Genomic DNA, 18,866 nt, shown 5'->3' on the forward strand with positions numbered 1-18,866 from the left:
TCGCTCGCATTGAGCGGCGCTGGAGTTTCAGGTGCGCAGCTCTGCCATTATCGCCCTGCTGATCGTCAGTCTCGACGCCATGGGACTCGGCCTCATCATGCCGGTCCTTCCGACGCTTCTGCGCGAGCTTGTGCCGGCGGAGCAGGTCGCTGGTCACTATGGTGCCTTGCTGTCACTCTATGCGTTGATGCAGGTCGTCTTCGCGCCCGTGCTTGGAAAATTTTCAGATGCTTACGGCCGGCGTCCAGTGCTTCTGGCTTCTCTTGCGGGGGCCGCAGTCGATTACACGATTATGGCATCAGCGCCGGTCTTATGGGTTCTCTATATCGGCCGACTCGTTTCTGGCGTCACGGGAGCAACCGGGGCCGTAGCTGCCTCAACCATTGCCGATTCGACGGGGGAAGGTTCTCGCGCACGCTGGTTCGGCTACATGGGGGCCTGTTATGGAGCAGGCATGATTGCCGGGCCAGCACTTGGTGGCATGCTCGGTGGTATTTCTGCCCATGCTCCGTTTATCGCCGCTGCCCTTCTCAACGGCTTCGCGTTCCTGCTAGCCTGCATTTTCCTCAGGGAGACTCGTCGCGGCGATGGCGAGACCGGAAAGCCGGTTCGCATCAAACCATTCGTTCTGTTCCGGTTGGATGATGCATTGCGCGGGCTAGCGGCCCTTTTCGCAGTTTTCTTCATTATTCAACTGATCGGCCAGGTCCCTGCGGCCCTATGGGTCATATATGGCGAGGATCGTTTTCAGTGGAACACCACGACCGTTGGCTTGTCGCTCGCGGCGTTTGGAGCAACACACGCGATTTTTCAGGCGTTTGTTACCGGCCCTCTTTCAAGCCGGCTTGGAGAACGGCGCACGCTACTCTTTGGCATGGCTGCGGATGCGACTGGCTTCATTCTTCTGGCTTTTGCCACGCAGGGATGGATGGTGTTCCCGATTTTGTTGCTGCTTGCCGCCGGAGGTGTTGGCATGCCGGCCTTGCAGGCAATGCTTTCAAATAATGTCAGCAGTAACAAGCAAGGAGCTTTACAGGGAACGCTTACAAGCCTCACCAATCTAAGCTCTATCGCGGGACCGCTTGGCTTCACGGCACTCTATTCTGCCACCGTAGGAGCATGGAACGGTTGGGTTTGGATTGTCGGCGCGATCCTCTATCTAATATGTCTGCCAATACTACGCAGACCTTTCGCAACTTCATTGTGATTGAGTCATGGCGAATTGGTATGCGTAGACTTACGAGGAATGACGGATTAAATCCGTTGAGCCATCATCTCCTCTCGGGGCGAGTGCCGATGATGACCTTAGTTCACACTCTCGCCGTCGCCGAATATCTGAGCTTCCGCCACGCCGCCAATGCGCTCGGCGTGGCGCAATCCAGCGTCAGTGCGCGCGTGAAGGCACTGGAGGAAGACCTTGGCATCCTCCTGTTCGAGCGCCATGCACGAGGTGTCCGACTGACCGAGGCCGGCCGCCACTTCGTCGAGCGGATCGCGGCCGGTGTCGATCTATTGGACCATGCGATTAAGACCGCTGGCATGGCGGCAGCCGGAGAAAGCGGCCGGCTTCGCATCGGAATCCATGCCCTAATCCCCCGCAGCTTCCTAGCAAAGCTGATCGGCCGATACCGCAAGGATCACCCCGGCGTTGAAGTCGAAATCACCGAAGGCCCAGCCCGTGAAGCGGTGGTGCAGCTTCGCGCCGGCAGGTTGGACGTGGCGTTCGTCGCGGGCACGCCCCAACTACCCGACTGCCATTCCCGTCGCACATGGACCGAACCGCTCTTGGCGGTGCTACCGGAACGACATCCGCTCGCCAAGCGGTCAGCCGTCACATGGCCCGATCTGGCAGGCGAGACGTTTCTTGTCCGGCGTGGCGGCACTGGGCCGCAGGTTCATAGCCATATCGTGCTACGCCACGCCGAGCACTGGCCTGCGCCGTCGATCCTGCGCTTCGACGTGGGGCGTGGCACCCTTTTGTCCTTGGTCGGACAGGGCTTCGGCATCACCATCGTCAGTGCGGCCACGGCGCTGTTGCCGTCAACCGGCATTGTCTTCTTGCCCTTCGCCGACGAGCCGGAGCCGGTCGCCTTCTCGGCTGTCTGGTCGCCGTCCAACCGCAGCACGGCGCTTCGCAACCTGCTCAGCCTCGCCAACGACATGGGCCGGCAGGTCTGCACGAATTCGGTACTGCCACGGATAGCGAGGGCGTGAGCTGCAAGTCCATCGGCACCGTACAATTATCCAGCAGCAAGTTCGCTGTGGTTGAAAAGAGCCATGAATGCACCCTTGTCCCGTGGAGACAGGTCATCAACCGCCAGCTCGGCAGCGAGGTCATGCATTGTGCAGGGTGGATCGGTATCGTGGCAGTTGCGCGAGCAGATAGGACTGGCGGTATAGGATCAACGCTATATTCGGCTTCCTCTCAACATCATAGCGAACCGAAGTAGTCGCATAAGCCGCCACCGTCAGGAACTGTTACTGCCATCGCCGGAAAGCGACACTTGCATTAACGCCGCCAAAGCCGAATCCGTTGGAAATGGCATGTTCCATGACAATAGGACGTGAAGATTGATGAACGAGGTCGATACCTGCGACCGCAGGATCGGGGTTTGCTAAATTTCTCGTTGGGGGAGCGATTTGATCCCGTAGGGCGAGTATCGTGAAAATCGCCTCAATGCCGCCTGCGGCACCAAGTAAGTGTCCGGTCGCCGATTTCGTGGCGCTTACCGCCACGTCATGATTGCCAAAAACGGATTTTATCGCCGCTATTTCTCCACGATCCCCTACGGGGGTGGAGGTCGAATGAGCGTTCAAATGCTGAATATCGTCTGGCTTCAACCCGGCACTCTGGAGCGCGATTTTCATCGCACGGGCCGCACCTCGACCGTCCTCTGGACCGGCAGTCATATGGTGTGCATCAGCGGTAGTGCCGTATCCTACCAATTCGGCTATGGGCTTGGCACCCCGAGCGAGGGCATGTTCCAATTCCTCTATGACGATCAGACCCGCCCCTTCGGACATTACGAAACCATCGCGCCCGGCGTCGAACGGCCTCGACGCCAGTTCCGGGGTAGTATTGTAGCCGGTGGATAGTGCTCGCGCGGCAGCAAATGCCCCGAGACTAACCTTGTCAATGCATGCCTCTGCCCCGCCGCACAGAGCGATGTCGGCCTCGTTGGAGCGTATCAACCGCGCGGCGTCGCCGACGGCCTGAACGCTAGCGGCGCAGGCGGTTACAGGCGTGCCAATAGGACCTGTAAATCCATGCCTGATGGTAACCTGTCCTGCCGCGAGGTTGGCAAGAAACGATGGCACGGTAAACGGTGAGAGCCTCCGTGCTCCCCGTGTATCCGTTGTGCGAACTGCCGAAGCGATAGCAGGAAACCCGCCTATACCAGAGGCGATAACTGTCGCCGTGCGCTCACGTTCGTAGTCGCTGGTGGGATGCCATCCCGCCGTTTCAAGAGCCTCCTTCGCGGCCGCAAGTGCAAACAGAATGAAGCGATCCATTTTTCGTTGATCCTTTGTGTCAACGATCAAGTCGGGATCAAAACCGGCTTCGGAATCTTCAGTCAGGCTAGGAACGATTCCGCCGATTTTCACCGGTAGATCGTTGGAAATTTCATCGGGCAAACTCCTGATTCCCGATTTCCCGTCGAGAAGTCTTTTCCAGCTTGTTTCGATGCCAGAACCAAGAGGGCCAACTAAACCCATGCCGGTTACAACAATTCGGCGCATTGGATTATTCCGTTTCTTTTTCTGAGCTTATTTGCTTCACGCGATTTATGACGCGCATCGTTTCCTCTGTTGCGGCGGGGCCTGCCAGAAGAACGGTGTTTTCAGGAGTGATTGCTTCTCCTGTATTCGCGTCGATGATAACGGCGGTCCTCTCCCATCCGGTTTTCTTGTCTCCAAGGCGCATGGCTATTTCATTGGGCGCGAGGTTCCGGTTTCCCCATGCGAACAGGGCGATCGCTACCGGATAAAAATCTCGCCCCTTGTCGGTAAGGACGTATTCAAATCGAGGCGGATGATCATTGTATCGTCGCCTTTCAAACAGTCCTTCCGCCGTGAGATGCTTCAATCGCCTCGCCAAAATGTTCGCGGAAATTCCGAGGTTTTTCTCGAATTCATCGAATTTGCTCAACCCTTGGAAGGCGTCTCGCAGGATCAAGATGCTCCACCAGTCACCGACGCTTTCCAGCGCTCGGGCTGCGGGACATTCGGATGACAGAAAGCTTGTTCGTTGCATGGCACATCCATAATGATGTAACTTCTATTATGCAAGTTACATCTATGACAGCGGCGACATGACGCGAGGGCCATCCGATGCGTCCGTTGCGGCGATTCGCCCCGCCGGTTGCGCAGCGGCGATCACCCGGCCGGATGGCGGTGAAGGCAACCCGTCCTATTTGCCGCCGATAGTATCCGGCAGCCCTCCCGCAGCCCCTTTCCTGTTGCCTGTCCCGATTTTGCCTCTCTGATCGGCTCCGTCTCTTTTGCCGACTGGAGCCTGCATTGCGCGGAGGACGAATCCTTTGGGGTCAAATCGCTGTCGTCTTCACCATCGTTCTGGTGATGGTGTGGGCAGCGACGCAATGGACGGCGTTCCGCCTCGGCTTCCAGCCGCAGCTTGGAGCACCGTGGTTCGAGCTGGCGGGCTGGCCGGTCTATTATGCGCCGGCCTTCTTCTGGTGGTGGTTTTCGTTCGACGCCTATGCACCCGCGATCTTCGTCGAGGGCGGCATCATCGCGGTATCTGGCGGCTTCCTCGCCATCGCGGCCGCCATCTTCATGTCGATCATCCGGGGGCGGGAAGCGCGCAACGTCGCCACATATGGATCGGCGCGATGGGCCGAGGACAAGGAAATCCGCGCGGCGGGGTTGCTCGGCCCCGATGGCGTGGTCCTCGGCCGTCTTACCCAAGACTATCTGCGCCATGACGGTCCCGAGCATGTCCTATGCTTCGCCCCGACCCGGAGCGGCAAAGGCGTCGGATTGGTGGTGCCGACGCTGCTGACATGGCCCGCATCCGCCATCGTCCACGACATAAAAGGAGAAAACTGGACGCTGACAGCCGGCTTCCGGGCGAAGCACGGCCGCGTCCTGCTGTTCGATCCGACCAATGCCGGATCGTCCGCCTACAATCCGCTGCTGGAGGTCCGGCAAGGGGAATGGGAAGTCCGCGACGTTCAGAATATCGCGGATATTCTGGTCGATCCCGAAGGCAGCCTCGACAAGCGCAACCATTGGGAAAAGACTTCCCATTCGCTTCTGGTCGGCGCGATCCTGCATGTTCTCTATGCGGAGAAGGATAAGACCTTGGCGGGCGTCGCCAACTTCCTGTCCGATCCCCGCCGCCCGGTCGAGGCGACCTTGCGCGCCATGATGGACACGCCGCATCTCGGCGAGGCTGGCGTTCATCCCGTCATCGCGTCGTCGGCCCGCGAGCTGCTGAACAAGAGCGAGAACGAACGCAGCGGCGTCCTTTCCACAGCTATGTCCTTTCTCGGCCTCTACCGCGATCCCGTGGTGGCGCGGGTGACGGCGCGGTGCGACTGGCGCATTGCCGATCTGGTCGGCAGCCGCCAGCCGGTCACGCTTTATCTGGTCGTGCCGCCGTCCGACATAAACCGCACTAAGCCGCTCATCCGCCTGATCCTCAACCAGATCGGCAGGCGGTTGACCGAGGAATTGACCACCTCCGGCAAACGCCATCGCCTGCTGTTGATGCTGGACGAGTTTCCGGCGCTCGGCCGGCTCGACTTTTTTGAATCGGCGCTCGCCTTCATGGCGGGGTATGGAATCAAAGGCTTCCTGATCGCGCAGAGTCTCAACCAGATCGAGCGCGCCTATGGGCCGAACAATGCCATTCTCGACAACTGCCATGTGCGCGTCAGCTTCGCCACGAACGATGAAAGGACGGCCAAGCGCGTTTCAGACGCATTGGGCACCGCGACCGAGCTGCGCGACTCCACCAACTACGCAGGGCACCGCCTAGCCCCGTGGTTAGGTCACTTGATGGTGTCACGGCAGGAGACGGCCCGGCCGCTGCTCACGCCCGGCGAAATCATGCAACTTCCGCCCACCGACGAAATCGTGATGGTCGCTGGCACGCCGCCGATCCGCGCGACCAAGGCCCGCTATTTCGAGGATGCGCGGTTTCAGGAACGCATCCTGACCCCGCCCGATCTGGTCGCCGCTCCGCTGGCGCCCAGCCCATCCGCCGATGATTGGTCCGGCCGCGTGGTCGCGGCGGAAAGCCGTTCCGCTCCGGCTGCCGCAGACGGGAACGAGGGTGATCCAGCCAACGCCGGCATCCGCCGCGAGCCGGAATTGCCCGAGCATGAGGAAGTCGTCGCCCCGCCGCCGTCGCCCGAGCAGGAGTTCGAGTTTCTGGACGACGAGCCGGACGTTGACGCGGCCAAGGCCCGCGCCATGCGCCAGCGCATGAGGATGGTCGCGCGGCAGGTGGCGCTGAACCCCGATGATGGAATCGAGCTTTGAGGACACGCCCATGACCACACGCACCCGCCTGAATATCTATTTCGACCCCGCGCTCATTCCGCAGATCGAGGCGATGGCGCTGCGCCGCTCGGTGGCATTGCGCCGCAATGTCTCAAAATCCGCAATCGTGGAGGCGGCGGTCATGTCCTATCTGTCCGGCGATGCCGACGACCAGCTTGAAGCCGCCATGTCGCGCCGACTGGATAAGCTCGGCCGCCAGATCGACACGCTCGACCTAGATCTCGCCGTCCTCGGCGAGACGGTCGCGCAGTTCATCCATTTCTGGATGACCATCACGCCGCCGCTTACGGGAGCCGCGCAATCCGCAGCCCGTGCAAAGGGTGCGGAGCGGTTCGAGGGCTTCATGCAGAATCTCGGCCGACGTCTGGCGACCGGCGACAGGTTCCTCAAAGAGCTGTCGCGCGACCTCGACTCACTTCCCGACGATCCGTTGCCGGATAAATTCGAGAGCAACGGCGATCAAGAATAAGTATTCGGACCCGTCCTATTTACCGCCGATGACCGCCGATTGCCGCCGCCGCTTAGATACTTGTTGAACCAGCCAAATTCCGGGCTTTCTTAATCGACCCCGTCCGGGGACCGCCTGTTGCGCCCCGCCAGAAGCCGGGGCCGACATGACCACCAACCACCACAGACAGGAAGCGATCCAGCGCGGCGCGCGCATGTTGCGCACCGCGCTCGGCCCCGCCATTGCCCGGTTGCTCGAAGACCCGGCCGTAGTCGAGGTGATGTTGAACCCGGACGGTCGCCTTTGGGCGGATCGGCTGTCTGAAGGGCTTTCCGATACGGGTGAACGGCTGTCTGCCGCCGATGGCGAACGTATCGTGCGGCTGGTCGCGCATCATGTCGGCGCAGAGGTTCATGCCCGCAGCCCGCGCGTCTCGGCCGAGCTGCCCGAGAGCGGCGAGCGGTTCGAGGGCCTGCTGCCGCCGGTAGTCGCCGCGCCGGCCTTCGCCATCCGCAAACCCGCCGTCGCGGTGTTCACGCTCGACGACTATGTGGCGGCGGGCATCATGTCCGCCGAGCAGGCGGAAACGCTGCGCGAAGCCGTCGCAGCCCGCGCCAATATCTTGGTGGCAGGCGGCACCAGCACCGGCAAGACCACGCTGACCAACGCGCTGCTCGCCGAGGTGGCAAAGACGCAGGATCGCGTCGTCATCATCGAGGACACGCGCGAGCTGCAATGCGCCGCGCCGAACCTTGTCCCCATGCGGACGAAAGACGGCGTGGCGACGCTTTCCGATCTGGTCCGTTCCTCGCTGCGCCTGCGCCCCGACCGTATTCCCATTGGCGAGGTGCGCGGTGCCGAAGCCCTCGACCTTCTGAAAGCGTGGGGCACCGGCCATCCGGGCGGGATCGGCACCATCCATGCCGGCACCGGCATCGGCGCGCTCCGTCGCCTTGAACAGCTCATTCAAGAGGCTGTCGTCACCGTCCCGCGCGCTCTCATCGCCGAGACTATCGACCTTGTTGCCGTCCTTTCCGGGCGCGGTTCCGCGCGCCGGCTGGCCGAGCTTGCCCGCGTCGAGGGGCTGGGGCCGGACGGCGACTACCGCATCAACCCCGCAATCCAGACCAGCACAGGAGAATCTTCATGATCCGCACGCTCACGCGCGGCTATCGCTTCGCCGCGACCGCCGCATCCACCCTTGCCATCAGCCTCATGCTCGCCCCGGCCGCCCATGCGTCCGGTTCGTCGATGCCATGGGAACAGCCCTTGCAGCAAATCCTCCAGTCCATTGAGGGGCCGGTCGCCAAGATCATCGCCGTCATCATCATCATCGTGACGGGCCTGACCCTCGCGTTCGGCGATACCAGCGGCGGCTTCCGTCGCCTGATCCAGATCGTGTTCGGCCTGTCCATCGCGTTCGCCGCATCGAGCTTCTTCCTGTCTTTCTTCTCATTCGGCGGCGGGGCGCTCGTTTGATGGCGGGCGGCCTCGAACAGCTCGACGCGGTGCCGGGATTCTCGATCCCGGTCCACCGGGCGTTGACCGAGCATATTTTGCTCGGCGGCGCACCGCGCTCCATCGCCATCATGAACGGAACGCTCGCCGGGGCCGTGGGACTCGGCCTGCGCCTCTGGCTGGTCGGCATCGCCATATGGGCCATCGGCCATTTCGCAGCCGTGTGGGCGGCAAAGCGCGATCCCCAATTCGTCGAAGTCGGGCGGCGGCATCTGCGCATCCCCGGCCATTTGGCGGTGTGAGGGTCCGGCCATGATGAACCTTGCCGAATACCGCCGCACCGCCACCCGGCTCGCCGACTATCTGCCATGGGCCGCATTGCTCGGCTCGGGCGTCGTCTTGAACAAGGACGGTTCGTTCCAGCGCACCGCGAAGTTTCGCGGTCCCGATCTGGATTCCGCCGTCGCCGCCGAGCTGGTCGCCGTCACCGGCCGCATCAACAACGCCGTGCGCCGCCTCGGCTCCGGCTGGAGCATCTTTGTTGAGGCGCAGCGCAGCGAGGCCGCGACCTATCCCGACAGCACCTTTCCCGATCCCGCATCGGCGCTGGTCGATGCGGAGCGCAAAGCCGGGTTCGAGGAAGCAGGCACGCATTTCGTGTCGGGCTATTTCCTGACCTTCCTCTGGCTGCCCCCGGCCGAGGAAGCCGCCCGCGCCGAAACATGGCTCTACGAGGGCCGCGAGAAAACCGGCGTGGACCCGTGGGAGCTGCTGCGCGCCTTCATCGACCGCACCGACCGCGTGCTGGCTTTGCTCGACGGCTTCATGCCCGAGTGCCGTTGGATGGATGATGGCGCGACGCTGACCTACCTCCATTCCACCATCTCGACCAACCGGCATCGCGTGCGCGTGCCCGAGGTGCCCATGCACCTCGACGCGCTGCTCGCCGACCAGCCCTTGACCGGCGGGCTGGAGCCGCGCCTTGGCGACGCGCATCTGCGCGTCCTGACCATTGTGGGATTCCCGACCGCGACGACGCCGGGCCTGCTCGACGAAATGAACCGCCTGCCGTTCCCCTACAGGTGGAACACCCGCGCGATCCTGCTCGACAAGACGGACGCAACCCGACTGCTCACCAAGATCAGGCGGCAATGGTTCGCCAAGCGCAAGAGCATCGCGGCGATTCTCAAAGAGGTAATGACCAACGAGGCGTCCGCGCTTGTGGACACCGACGCGGCCAACAAGGCGCTCGACGCTGACATGGCGTTGCAGGAACTCGGCGCAGACGTGGCGGGCATGGCCTATGTCACGGCGACCGTCACCGTTTGGGATGCCGACCCGCGCATTGCCGACGAGAAGCTGCGCCTGGTCGAGAAGATCGTTCAGGGCCGCGACTTCACCGCCATGCCCGAGAGCGTCAACGCGGTTGACGCATGGCTCGGCAGTCTGCCCGGACACGCCTATGCCAATGTCCGGCAGCCGCCCATCAGCACTTTGAATCTCGCCCACATGATCCCGCTTTCGGCAGTGTGGGCGGGGCCGGAACGGGACGAGCATTTCGGCGACGCTCCATTGCTTTACGCTAGGACTGAAGGCTCCACCCCGTTCCGGCTAAGTCTCCATGTCGGCGATGTAGGTCATACCCTTGTCGTTGGCCCCACGGGGGCGGGCAAGAGCGTGTTGCTCGCCCTCATGGCTTTGCAGTTCCGGCGCTATGCAGGATCACAGGTGTTTGCCTTCGACTTCGGCGGCAGCATCCGTGCCGCGTCGCTCGCTATGGGCGGCGACTGGCACGACCTTGGCGGCGGGCTGACAGAAGGGGCCGAGGCGTCGGTTTCGCTCCAGCCGCTTGCCCGCATCCACGACACCTATGAACGCGCATGGGCGGCGGACTGGATCGCCGCCATCCTCATGCGCGAAGGCGTCGCCATCACGCCCGAGGTCAAGGAATATCTTTGGACGGCGCTAACTTCGCTCGCCTCGGCCCCGGTCGAGGAACGCACCATCACCGGCCTTGCGGTGCTGTTGCAATCCAATGATCTGAAACAGGCGCTCCGGCCGTTCTGCGTCGGCGGTGCCTATGGCCGGCTGCTCGACGCCGAAGCCGAACACCTCGGCTCGGCGGACGTGCAGGCGTTCGAGATCGAGGGACTTGTCGGGACCGGCGCGGCCCCGGCCGCGCTCGCCTATCTGTTCCATCGTATCGGCGACCGGCTCGACGGGCGACCAACGCTGCTCATCATAGATGAAGGCTGGCTTGCGCTCGACGATGAAGGTTTCGCCGGCCAGCTCCGCGAGTGGCTGAAAACGCTACGCAAGAAAAACGCCAGCGTCATCTTCGCCACGCAAAGCCTGTCCGACATTGACGGCAGCAACATCGCGCCCGCGATCATCGAGAGCTGCCCGACGCGGCTCTTGCTGCCGAACGAGCGGGCCATCGAACCGCAGATCACGGCCATTTATCGCCGCTTCGGCCTCAATGACCGCCAGATCGAAATCCTCGCAAGGGCCACGCCCAAACGGGATTACTATTGCCAAAGCCGCAGGGGCAATCGCCTGTTCGAGCTTGGCCTGTCCGAAGTCGGCCTCGCGCTCTGCGCCGCATCCGCCAAATCCGACCAGACGCTCATTGCGCAGGTCGTCGCCGAACACGGCCGCGACGGCTTCCTTGCTGCTTGGCTGCGCGAGCGCGGTGTCGATTGGGCGGCCGAGTTGATACCCAACCTCACCAATCTTGCCGACCGACCGGAATCCGCCGCGCCGGCTCGGCTCGATACCCACCCCACACAGGAGATTCTTCCATGACCTATCCCAAGATCGTCGGGGCGTCGGCCCTCGCGCTGGCGCTCGCCGTGCCCGTCGCGCTTTCGCCCATGCTGGCAAGTCCGGCCCATGCGCAATTCGGCTTCGGCCGCATCGTCTATGACCCGAGCAACTATGCGCAGAACGTGCTTACGGCAGCGCGCACGCTCGAACAGATCAATAACCAGATCACCAGCCTTCAGAACGAGGCGCAGATGCTCATCAATCAGGCCCGCAACCTTGCGAGCCTGCCGTATTCCTCGCTCCAGCAGCTCCAGCAGAACGTCCAGCGCACGCAGCAGCTTCTCGGCCAAGCGCAGAACATCGCTTTCGAGGTCGGCCAGATCGACCAAGCGTTCCAGCAGCAATATGGCAACGTCTCGCTTTCGACGACCGACGCCCAGCTTGTCGCCGATGCACGTAGCCGCTGGGAGAACACGGTCGGCGGCTTGCAGGACGCGATGCGCGTTCAGGCGGGCGCGGTCGGCAATATCGACGGCAACCGTGCCGAGATGGCCGCGCTGGTCGGCCAGAGTCAGGGCGCAACCGGCGCGCTGCAAGCCACGCAGGCCGGCAATCAGCTTCTCGCGCTCCAGTCGCAACAGCTTTCCGACCTGATCGCCGTCATCTCGGCGAATGGCCGCGCCGATGCGCTGACCGAGGCAGAGCGCGCGACTGCCGCCGAACAGGGCCGCATCCAGCGCGAGCGGTTCCTGACGCCCGGCACCGGCTACCAGCCGGGCAACGCGCAGATGTTCAACGGTAACAACTGACCGGGAGGCTCGCCATGGACGGCAAGATGCTGGCGCGGCTTGCAGCCGTTGTGTTCATCGCCATCGCCGTTACGGCGACCGCAATCGACATGGCGCGGAAGGACGAACCTCCCGCACCACGGCCCGCATCGGCCCTCCAGCCCCCGGCCGATCCGCTGCGCGAAAGCCTGCGCCGTTGCCAGCAGCTCGGCGAGGCGGCGGCAAGCGACGCCGACTGCCTCGCCGCATGGGCAGAATCCCGCGACCGCTTCCTCGGTCGCACGCCAGCGCCCGCCGCACCGCAATCCAGCGAAGGGCGCTGACCATGGGCAATACGGGCGTCATCGACTCGTTTCTAGGCGTATTCACCTCCTACATCGACAGCGGTTTCGGCCTGCTCGGCGGCGAGGTCGCCTTCATCGCCACCACCCTGATCGTGATCGACGTAACGCTCGCCGCGCTCTTTTGGGCATGGGGCGCGGATGACGACATCATCGCGCGCTTGGTGAAGAAGACGCTGTTCGTCGGCGTCTTCGCCTACATCATTTCCAACTGGAACAACCTCGCACGCATCGTCTTCGAGAGCTTCGCCGGCCTCGGCCTCATGGCGTCGGGCACCGGCTTTTCTGTCACCGATCTGATGCGGCCGGGCCGCGTCGCGCAGACCGGCCTCGACGCCGGCCGCCCTCTGCTTGACTCCATTTCCGACCTGATGGGCTGGATCGCCTTCTTTGAAAACTTCATCCAGATCGCGTGCCTGCTGTTCGCATGGGCGCTGGTCGTGCTGGCTTTCTTCATCCTCGCCATCCAGCTTTTCGTCACCCTGATCGAGTTCAAGCTGACCACGCTTGCCGGCTTCGTCCTCATCCCCTTCGGCCTGTTCGGCAAGACCGCGTTCATGGCCGAGAAGGTCTTGGGCAACGTGGTGTCGTCCGGCATCAAGGTCTTGGTCCTTGCCGTTATCATCGGCATCGGCAGCACCTTGTTTTCGCAATTCACGGCCGGTTTCGGCGGGGCGGCCCCGACCATCGACGACGCCATGGCGATTGTGCTGGCAGCCCTGTCGCTGCTTGGCCTCGGCATCTTCGGTCCCGGTATCGCCAACGGCATCGTCTCGGGCGGCCCGCAGCTTGGCGCGGGTGCTGCCGTGGGAACCGGGCTTGCGGTCGCAGGTGCAGCCGTCGCCGCTGGCGGCGGGGCCATGCTCGCCGCCAAGGGCGGGGCCGCTGCCCTGTCCGGCGGGGCCGCGGCCGTCCGCGGTGGTGCGGCCACCGCGGGCGCGGCGACCGCCGCCTATAGCGTCGGCTCGCTTGGCCAATCCGGTGCGGCCGGCGTCGCCTCCGGCCTCGGCGGTGTGGCGCGGGCCGCAGGGTCGGCGGCTATCTCGCCCCTCAAACGCGCCGCCGCGCGCGCCAGCGAATCCGTCAAATCCAGCTTCTCCGCTGGTGCGAAAGCCGGATTCGGCGCGTCGGGCGGCAGCTCGACCATGGGCACAGTCGGCGGCGCGAGCGTCGATCCCGCCGCAGCAGCATCCGGCCCGGCCGGCAGCCCGCCCGCATGGGCGCAGCAGATGCGCCGCTCGCAGGCAATGAACCACGGCACCACGATGGCCGCCCATGCGGTGCGGTCTGGCGACAGCCACGGCTCCGGTTCCTCCGTCAACCTTTCCGAAAGTGACCGCTCATGAGCATCTTCAAACGACCCGCAACCCATTACGGCAAGACGCCGGAACCCGAGACGCCCTATCAGCGCGCCGCGCAAGTCTGGGACGAGCGTATCGGCTCGGCCCGCGTGCAGGCGCGGAACTGGCGGCTCATGGCCTTCGGCTCGCTGATCCTGTCCGCTGGCTTCGCGTCCGCCCTTGTCTGGCAATCCGCACGCGGGACCGTAGTGCCGTGGGTTGTTCAGGTGGACAATCTCGGTCAGGCGCAGACCGTCGCGCCCGCCAACTCAGACTATCGCCCGACCGATCCGCAGATCGCTTTCCATCTCGGCCGCTTCATCGAGCAGGTCCGCGCGATCCCGGCCGACGCGATCATTGTCCGCCAGAACTGGCTTCGCGCCTATGAATGGACCACGGATCGCGGCGCGGCGGCATTGAACGACTACGCCCGCGCCAATGATCCCTTCACGCGCGTCGGTCGCCAGCAGGTCGCCGTCGAGGTGTCGAGCGTCATCCGGGCCTCGCCCAACAGCTTCCGCGTGGCGTGGACCGAACGCCATTTCGAGAACGGCCAGCTCTCCACCACGGAACGATGGACGGCCATCCTCACCATCGTCATCCAGCCGCCGCGCGACGCCGAGCGTCTGCGCGCCAATCCGCTCGGCATCTACGTCAATGCAATTTCATGGTCGCGGGAGATGAGCCAATGAAACGCTCAGCTTGCATCAATCACCTCGCTGATCTTTCCCTCGGAGATCATGAAGAACGAGGTGCCCGTCATCTTGACTTCCTGCCCGGCCTTCCAGCCATTGGGCAGGTCGGTTTTGACCTTGGCGCGATAGCCGATGCGCACGGCTGCACGGTCGTCTATCGCGATACAGTCGAGGATCGTCTGTTCTCTTTCAGCAAACAACTGGACGCCCTGTTCCGCCAGCGCGCGAAATGCCTCGATCCCGTGCGTTTCGTTCGTCGTCTCTCCGTTCGATCTGTTGATAAACCGAACGTCGCCCGACAGGCAGTCGAGCATCGCCTGAACATTCATCCTGTTGTAGGCGTCGATATACCGGGCAACAATCGTCGGCACAGAATCCATTCTGTTGGTTCCTCCTTACTGATCCTGAAGTCGCTAACCTATGCGATTTTTGCGACGGCGTTTGCAATTACTTTGGCAGGCTGCGCGACCAACCGGACACCGCAATTCAGCTACGACGCCAGCGTGCCGCCGCTGCCGACCGTGCAGGCGGCAGCAACCGACAACACGCCCCGGCCGCTGCATGTGCCCCCCGCATGGACCGTGGCGCGCGGCGGCACCGCCGCAGGCACGCCGACCGGCCGCGTCGAGAACGCCAACGCAGCCGCCCGCGTCGAGCCGCGCCGGGAAGGCTACTATAACGCCATCCAGATTTATCCGTGGTCGGAAGGCGCGCTCTATCAGGTCTATGCCGCAGTCGGGCAGATCACCACCATTGCGCTGGAGCCGGGCGAAAGCCTGACAGGCGCAGGGCCGATCGCGGCCGGCGACACCGCCCGCTGGATCATCGGCGACACCGAGAGCGGCAGCGGCGCAAACCGCCGTGTCCATATCCTCGTGAAGCCCACGCGGCCGGACATTTCCACCAACCTTGTCGTCACCACTGACCGGCGCACTTACATGCTCGAGCTGCGCGCGAGGGAGTCGCTCTATATGCCGGCCGTGGCATGGGCCTATCCGGCACCGCCTGCCGGCCAGCGCCAGACGGTCCCGGCCGCGCCGATCATTCCGGCCGAGGCAGCGCGGAACTATCGCTACGCCTTGCAGGTGCAGGGCGACAGCCCGCCATGGCGGCCGGTTTCCGTCTTCGACGATGGCAGGCGCGTCTATGTCGTTTTCCCGGCCGGGATCGTGCAGGGCGAAATGCCGCCGATCTTCGTGCTTGGCGCGAACGGCGAGCCGCAGATCGTCAATTCCCGCATCCACCAGAACGTCCTGATCGTGGACCGCCTGTTCGGCGCGGCCGAGCTGCGCCTTGGCAGCGGCAATCGCCAGCAGGTCGTCAGGATCGTTCGCACCAACCCGACGCAGGCCGCCGCCGCGCAGCCCGCCAGCGCGACCGGAGACACCCCGTCATGAGCGAGAACACCATCACCGACACCATCGCGCCCATGCGCCTGCGCGCCGAGCCGCCCCGTGTTACGCGCCTGTCCCGCAAGATGCTGGCAGGCGTTGGAGCGGTCGCGCTTCTCGGCATCGGCGGGGCGCTGATCTACGCGCTCCAAACCCGCGATGCAGGACCGGGAGGCGACGAACTCTATTCGACCGAGAACCGCCCCACGGCGGACGGCCTGTCCGGCCTGCCGCGCGACTATAGCGGGCCGGCGCTCGGCCCGGCGCTACCCGGCGACCTCGGCCGCCCGATCCTCGACGCGCAGACAAGGGGGCAGCCGGTCGCGCCGCCCGTCATGACGACGCCCGCCGTCGATCCCGAAGAAGAACGCCGCAGGGCCGAGGAAGAAGCCGCGCGCTTGAGCAACGTCTTTTTCCAGTCCGGCCCGCGCACGGGAGCGCCGGCAGCAACGACCATGCCCGGCCTCGCCGGGCTTGGCCTCGGCGGACAGCCCGCAACACAGGATCGCCACGCGGCATTTCTCAACGGACCCGTGGACCGGCAGACCGTCGCCCCGGATCGCGTCACGCCGCCGGCATCGCCCTACATCCTTCAGGCCGGGGCCGTAATCCCCGCCGCGTTGATAACCGGCATCCGTTCCGATCTGCCCGGCCAGATCACCGCGCAGGTGACGGAGAACGTCTATGACAGCCCGACCGGCTCGCTGCTCCTGATCCCGCAGGGCACCCGCATCATCGGCCAATACGACGATGGCGTGACGTTCGGCCAGCGCCGCGTGTTGCTGGTGTGGAATCGCCTGATCCTGCCGGGCGGCCGCTCCATCGTTCTGGAGCGCCTGCCGGGCGCGGACGCCAGCGGCTATGCCGGGCTGGAAGACGGGGTTGATTACCATTGGTGGGATCTGATGAAGGCCGCAGGGCTGTCCACGCTGCTTGCAGTCGGTTCCGAGCTGGCGACGAGCGACGAGGACCGGCTGATCCGCGCCATCCGCGACGGGGCGCAGGATACCGTCAATCAGGCCGGCCAGCAGATCGTCCAGCGCCAGTTGCAGGTTGCGCCGACGCTCACCATCCGGCCGGGCTTTCCCGTCAGGATCATCGTCACCCGCGATCTTGTGTTCGAGCCGGCAGGAGGTTGACCATGACCAAGCTGAAACTCGGCCCGCTGCCCGACGACAAGCCCGTGAAGGTCATGCTGGAGCTGCCCGCAACCCTCAACCGCGATCTGATCGCCTATGCCGAGGTCCTGGCCCGCGAGAGCGGCCAGCCCGTCGCCGATCCCGCCAAGCTCATCGTGCCGATGCTTCAACACTTCATCGCCACGGATCGCGGTTTTGCCAAGGCGCGGCGAGCCGTAAGCTAAGTCCCATTCCGGCAGGGGGTGCCGCCAGCGCATAGGCGCAAATGCGGCACGCTACACGCCGCTGACCTCGCTGCATGGTTCGCCTAGTTTCGGGAGCCTCCGGTTGCCCGGAATCCCGTTGAACATGGCTTAACGAGGTTATGAAGATGAGTGATCCAACATCTGCGCTGGGTAAAAGGACGATTCGCAGGCATCAGCTTCGAGAACTTGTTCCCCTTGCTGACACCACAATCTACGACATGGAGCAACGGGGTGAATTTCCCCAACGGTTCTATCTGACGGCCCGGTGCGTGGTTTGGGACTTGGCAGAGGTGGAGGCTTGGCTTGAAGAACGTCGCCAAGCCTCCAGAGAGAAAGCTATCAAACGTGCGCCGTCTCCTGATGTGAAGCTCAGGAAATTCCGGCCCGTCAAACGCTAGGTTCAGGCACCAAAAGGTCCATTGACGGCGGATACAGCGTTGGAGCGTATTTCTGGCCCGCTACCCAAGCGTCCACAAGGTTCGCCCATTCCTGCATCATATGGCGGCGCTGGTGCTCATATTCTGCCTTGTTGTAGATGCCACGGGACGACCGCCCGTCCTCATGCGCCAAGCACTTTTCGATCCAGTCGCTATTGAAGCCCAGCTCGTTCAGGAGCGTGGAGCCCGTCCGGCGCAGATCGTGGACCGTGAACGGTTCGAGCGGCAAGCCCTCTTTCTTCGCCCGCACCACGACAGCGGTGGTGATGCGATTGAAGGTCGCCCGCGACATGGGAGCATCCGCGTCGTAACGCGATGGCAGCAGATATTTGGAATTGCCGGCGCAGGTCTTGAGCGCAATGAGGATGTCGATGGCTTGCTCCGCGAGATAGACGTTGTGCGCCTTGGATCGCTTCATCCGCTCCTTGGGGATCGACCAGACCGCGTTCTCGAAATCGACCTCATCCCAAGTCGCATCCTGTAGCTCACTCTTTCGGACCATGGTGAGCAGGAACAGCTTCATGCCGAGCCGGATCGTCGGCAGCGTCGGCACATGCTCAAGCTGGCCGAGCATGATGCGGATTTCAGCAGGCGAGAGAGAGCGGTCTTTGGGAACAAAGGTCGCGATAGAGGCAGGCCCGACCTCATCGGCCGGGTTCGGCACCTTTTCCCCGTGCAGGATCGCAAAGGCATAAACGAGCTTCACGATGTCGCGGACGTGAACGGCCGTGGCCGGGGCTCCGCGTGCCTTCACCTTGGCGCAAATGGCGCGGAGATCATCGGGGCTGATTTCGGTCAGCAGCCGGTTCCGAAAAGTCGGAAGAATGTCCCGCTCATAGATCGAGCGCCGCATCGCGCGGGTGCTGTCGGCCATCTTCGCCTCCTGCAACCAGCGTTCGCCAAACTCGCCGAAGCTCTTTGCCTCTTTGATACGGCGCTTCTCGCGTTGCTTCTCTCGGGCGGGCGACCGCCCTTCAAGTATGGCGCGCTTGGCGTCGATTAGCTTCTCGCGCGCCCGCGCCAGAGACAGGTCGGACGCGCCGTAGCGGCCGAGCGTCAAAGTCTCCCGACGCCCGTTGAGGCGGTAGTCATATCGGAACACGACCGCTCCCGAGGGATTGACCACGACATACATACCGTCACGGTCAACGACCTTATACAATTTATCCTTTGGTTTCAGGGCTTTGATGCCCGCGTCAGTCAGCATTTTGACCCTCCGAGATCGTTCAAAAACGCCAGAGAGCCGCCCAATATACCGTCAGGCCAAAAATGGCCTCCCTGAACGGA

At 63.5% G+C, this 18,866-nt stretch carries 20 protein-coding genes and 1 pseudogene; 17 read left to right on the top strand and 4 right to left on the bottom strand.

What is annotated here, in order from left to right; genetic code table 11:
* Positions 1-31: 31 nt before the first annotated feature.
* The 3 genes and pseudogenes from tet(G) to F9288_RS02225 all read left to right on the top strand — a co-directional run.
* A complete protein-coding gene (gene tet(G) / locus F9288_RS02215; RefSeq protein WP_174835061.1) occupies positions 32-1,207 on the top strand; it encodes a tetracycline efflux MFS transporter Tet(G) in 1,176 nt (391 codons plus the stop codon).
* An 89-nt stretch (positions 1,208-1,296) separates the two neighbouring features.
* Positions 1,297-2,214 (top strand): LysR family transcriptional regulator, encoded by a 918-nt coding sequence (locus F9288_RS02220; RefSeq protein ID WP_254621038.1) that lies wholly within the window; start codon positions 1,297-1,299, stop codon positions 2,212-2,214.
* A pseudogene (locus F9288_RS02225) lies at positions 2,193-2,400 on the top strand (DUF3363 domain-containing protein); the annotation flags it as partial. The gene F9288_RS02220 and the pseudogene F9288_RS02225, both read left to right, overlap by 22 nt.
* A gap of 78 nt (positions 2,401-2,478) precedes the next feature.
* Here F9288_RS02225 and fabF read toward each other — a convergent pair.
* Together fabF and F9288_RS02235 are read right to left on the bottom strand one after the other, a co-directional pair.
* Positions 2,479-3,741: a beta-ketoacyl-ACP synthase II gene (gene fabF, locus F9288_RS02230; RefSeq protein WP_174835063.1), complete on the bottom strand. Its 1,263-nt coding sequence runs from the start codon at positions 3,739-3,741 to the stop codon at positions 2,479-2,481.
* 4 nt (positions 3,742-3,745) lie between these two features.
* Positions 3,746-4,255 carry a helix-turn-helix domain-containing protein gene (locus tag F9288_RS02235; protein ID WP_174835064.1) on the bottom strand — a complete coding sequence of 170 codons (510 nt, stop codon included), beginning with the start codon at positions 4,253-4,255 and terminating at the stop codon, positions 3,746-3,748.
* 266 nt (positions 4,256-4,521) lie between these two features.
* On the opposite strand from F9288_RS02235, the gene F9288_RS02240 reads away from it, so the two are divergent.
* The 10 genes from F9288_RS02240 (at position 4,522) to trbF (ending at position 14,364) form a co-directional block, all read left to right on the top strand.
* Positions 4,522-6,510, top strand: coding sequence for a conjugal transfer protein TraG (locus tag F9288_RS02240; protein WP_174835065.1), 1,989 nt, complete (start codon positions 4,522-4,524; stop codon positions 6,508-6,510).
* Between the two features lie 10 nt (positions 6,511-6,520).
* Positions 6,521-7,000, top strand: coding sequence for a CopG family transcriptional regulator (locus F9288_RS02245; protein ID WP_174835066.1), 480 nt, complete (start codon positions 6,521-6,523; stop codon positions 6,998-7,000).
* A 145-nt stretch (positions 7,001-7,145) separates the two neighbouring features.
* A complete protein-coding gene (gene trbB, locus F9288_RS02250) occupies positions 7,146-8,129 on the top strand; it encodes a P-type conjugative transfer ATPase TrbB (RefSeq protein ID WP_174835067.1) in 984 nt (327 codons plus the stop codon).
* On the top strand, positions 8,126-8,458 hold the full coding sequence (locus F9288_RS02255; RefSeq protein ID WP_021696279.1) for a TrbC/VirB2 family protein: 333 nt from the start codon (positions 8,126-8,128) through the stop codon (positions 8,456-8,458). The genes trbB and F9288_RS02255 overlap by 4 nt, the downstream gene beginning before the upstream one ends.
* Positions 8,458-8,739, top strand: a complete 282-nt coding sequence (locus F9288_RS02260) for a VirB3 family type IV secretion system protein (RefSeq protein WP_174835068.1) — start codon at positions 8,458-8,460, stop codon at positions 8,737-8,739. Before F9288_RS02255 ends, F9288_RS02260 begins: the two co-directional genes overlap by 1 nt.
* Before the next feature lie 10 nt (positions 8,740-8,749).
* Positions 8,750-11,242 (top strand): conjugal transfer protein TrbE, encoded by a 2,493-nt coding sequence (gene trbE / locus F9288_RS02265; protein ID WP_174835069.1) that lies wholly within the window; start codon positions 8,750-8,752, stop codon positions 11,240-11,242.
* Positions 11,239-12,012 carry a P-type conjugative transfer protein TrbJ gene (gene trbJ / locus F9288_RS02270; RefSeq protein ID WP_174835070.1) on the top strand — a complete coding sequence of 258 codons (774 nt, stop codon included), beginning with the start codon at positions 11,239-11,241 and terminating at the stop codon, positions 12,010-12,012. Before trbE ends, trbJ begins: the two co-directional genes overlap by 4 nt.
* A gap of 14 nt (positions 12,013-12,026) precedes the next feature.
* Entirely contained in the window at positions 12,027-12,314 is a 288-nt protein-coding gene (gene trbK-alt / locus F9288_RS02275; protein WP_174835071.1) for a putative entry exclusion protein TrbK-alt, read from the top strand.
* Positions 12,315-12,316: 2 nt separating this feature from the next.
* Positions 12,317-13,678 carry a P-type conjugative transfer protein TrbL gene (trbL, locus tag F9288_RS02280; RefSeq protein WP_174835072.1) on the top strand — a complete coding sequence of 454 codons (1,362 nt, stop codon included), beginning with the start codon at positions 12,317-12,319 and terminating at the stop codon, positions 13,676-13,678.
* Positions 13,675-14,364: a conjugal transfer protein TrbF gene (gene trbF, locus F9288_RS02285; protein ID WP_174835073.1), complete on the top strand. Its 690-nt coding sequence runs from the start codon at positions 13,675-13,677 to the stop codon at positions 14,362-14,364. Before trbL ends, trbF begins: the two co-directional genes overlap by 4 nt.
* A 5-nt stretch (positions 14,365-14,369) precedes the next feature.
* Here trbF and F9288_RS02290 read toward each other — a convergent pair whose 3' ends face one another.
* Entirely contained in the window at positions 14,370-14,747 is a 378-nt protein-coding gene (locus tag F9288_RS02290) for a nuclear transport factor 2 family protein (RefSeq protein ID WP_174835074.1), read from the bottom strand.
* A gap of 72 nt (positions 14,748-14,819) precedes the next feature.
* Here F9288_RS02290 and trbG point away from each other — a divergent pair, with 72 nt between their 5' ends.
* The 4 genes from trbG to F9288_RS02310 all read left to right on the top strand — a co-directional run bounded on the left by trbG (position 14,820) and on the right by F9288_RS02310 (position 17,540).
* Complete coding sequence (trbG, locus tag F9288_RS02295) at positions 14,820-15,764, top strand: P-type conjugative transfer protein TrbG (RefSeq protein ID WP_254621039.1); 945 nt, start codon at positions 14,820-14,822, stop codon at positions 15,762-15,764.
* Positions 15,761-16,897 carry a TrbI/VirB10 family protein gene (locus F9288_RS02300; protein WP_174835075.1) on the top strand — a complete coding sequence of 379 codons (1,137 nt, stop codon included), beginning with the start codon at positions 15,761-15,763 and terminating at the stop codon, positions 16,895-16,897. Before trbG ends, F9288_RS02300 begins: the two co-directional genes overlap by 4 nt.
* Positions 16,898-16,899: 2 nt before the next feature.
* Positions 16,900-17,121 (top strand): DUF2274 domain-containing protein, encoded by a 222-nt coding sequence (locus F9288_RS02305; protein ID WP_174835076.1) that lies wholly within the window; start codon positions 16,900-16,902, stop codon positions 17,119-17,121.
* Between the two features lie 146 nt (positions 17,122-17,267).
* On the top strand, positions 17,268-17,540 hold the full coding sequence (locus tag F9288_RS02310; protein ID WP_174838777.1) for an AlpA family transcriptional regulator: 273 nt from the start codon (positions 17,268-17,270) through the stop codon (positions 17,538-17,540).
* Here the strand turns inward: F9288_RS02310 and F9288_RS02315 are convergent.
* Positions 17,530-18,786, bottom strand: coding sequence for a tyrosine-type recombinase/integrase (locus F9288_RS02315; RefSeq protein WP_174835077.1), 1,257 nt, complete (start codon positions 18,784-18,786; stop codon positions 17,530-17,532). The two genes, F9288_RS02310 and F9288_RS02315, sit on opposite strands and share 11 nt — an antisense overlap.
* Positions 18,787-18,866: the final 80 nt, after the last annotated feature.

Source organism: Sphingomonas sp. CL5.1 (assembly GCF_013344685.1).
Taxonomy (GTDB): Bacteria; Pseudomonadota; Alphaproteobacteria; order Sphingomonadales; family Sphingomonadaceae; genus Sphingomonas.

What these genes read in the sequence shown, in the direction of transcription:
- F9288_RS02305 (WP_174835076.1), top strand. Translation starts at nt 16,900, where the DNA reads ATGACCAAGCTGAAACTCGGCCCGCTGCCCGACGACAAGCCCGTGAAG.
- trbB (WP_174835067.1), top strand. Translation starts at nt 7,146, where the DNA reads ATGACCACCAACCACCACAGACAGGAAGCGATCCAGCGCGGCGCGCGC.
- trbJ (WP_174835070.1), top strand. Translation starts at nt 11,239, where the DNA reads ATGACCTATCCCAAGATCGTCGGGGCGTCGGCCCTCGCGCTGGCGCTC.
- F9288_RS02315 (WP_174835077.1), bottom strand. Translation starts at nt 18,786, where the DNA reads ATGCTGACTGACGCGGGCATCAAAGCCCTGAAACCAAAGGATAAATTG.
- F9288_RS02300 (WP_174835075.1), top strand. Translation starts at nt 15,761, where the DNA reads ATGAGCGAGAACACCATCACCGACACCATCGCGCCCATGCGCCTGCGC.
- F9288_RS02255 (WP_021696279.1), top strand. Translation starts at nt 8,126, where the DNA reads ATGATCCGCACGCTCACGCGCGGCTATCGCTTCGCCGCGACCGCCGCA.
- fabF (WP_174835063.1), bottom strand. Translation starts at nt 3,741, where the DNA reads ATGCGCCGAATTGTTGTAACCGGCATGGGTTTAGTTGGCCCTCTTGGT.
- F9288_RS02290 (WP_174835074.1), bottom strand. Translation starts at nt 14,747, where the DNA reads ATGGATTCTGTGCCGACGATTGTTGCCCGGTATATCGACGCCTACAAC.
- trbF (WP_174835073.1), top strand. Translation starts at nt 13,675, where the DNA reads ATGAGCATCTTCAAACGACCCGCAACCCATTACGGCAAGACGCCGGAA.
- F9288_RS02260 (WP_174835068.1), top strand. Translation starts at nt 8,458, where the DNA reads ATGGCGGGCGGCCTCGAACAGCTCGACGCGGTGCCGGGATTCTCGATC.
- F9288_RS02220 (WP_254621038.1), top strand. Translation starts at nt 1,297, where the DNA reads ATGATGACCTTAGTTCACACTCTCGCCGTCGCCGAATATCTGAGCTTC.
- F9288_RS02235 (WP_174835064.1), bottom strand. Translation starts at nt 4,255, where the DNA reads ATGCAACGAACAAGCTTTCTGTCATCCGAATGTCCCGCAGCCCGAGCG.
- F9288_RS02245 (WP_174835066.1), top strand. Translation starts at nt 6,521, where the DNA reads ATGACCACACGCACCCGCCTGAATATCTATTTCGACCCCGCGCTCATT.
- trbK-alt (WP_174835071.1), top strand. Translation starts at nt 12,027, where the DNA reads ATGGACGGCAAGATGCTGGCGCGGCTTGCAGCCGTTGTGTTCATCGCC.
- F9288_RS02310 (WP_174838777.1), top strand. Translation starts at nt 17,268, where the DNA reads ATGAGTGATCCAACATCTGCGCTGGGTAAAAGGACGATTCGCAGGCAT.
- trbL (WP_174835072.1), top strand. Translation starts at nt 12,317, where the DNA reads ATGGGCAATACGGGCGTCATCGACTCGTTTCTAGGCGTATTCACCTCC.
- trbE (WP_174835069.1), top strand. Translation starts at nt 8,750, where the DNA reads ATGATGAACCTTGCCGAATACCGCCGCACCGCCACCCGGCTCGCCGAC.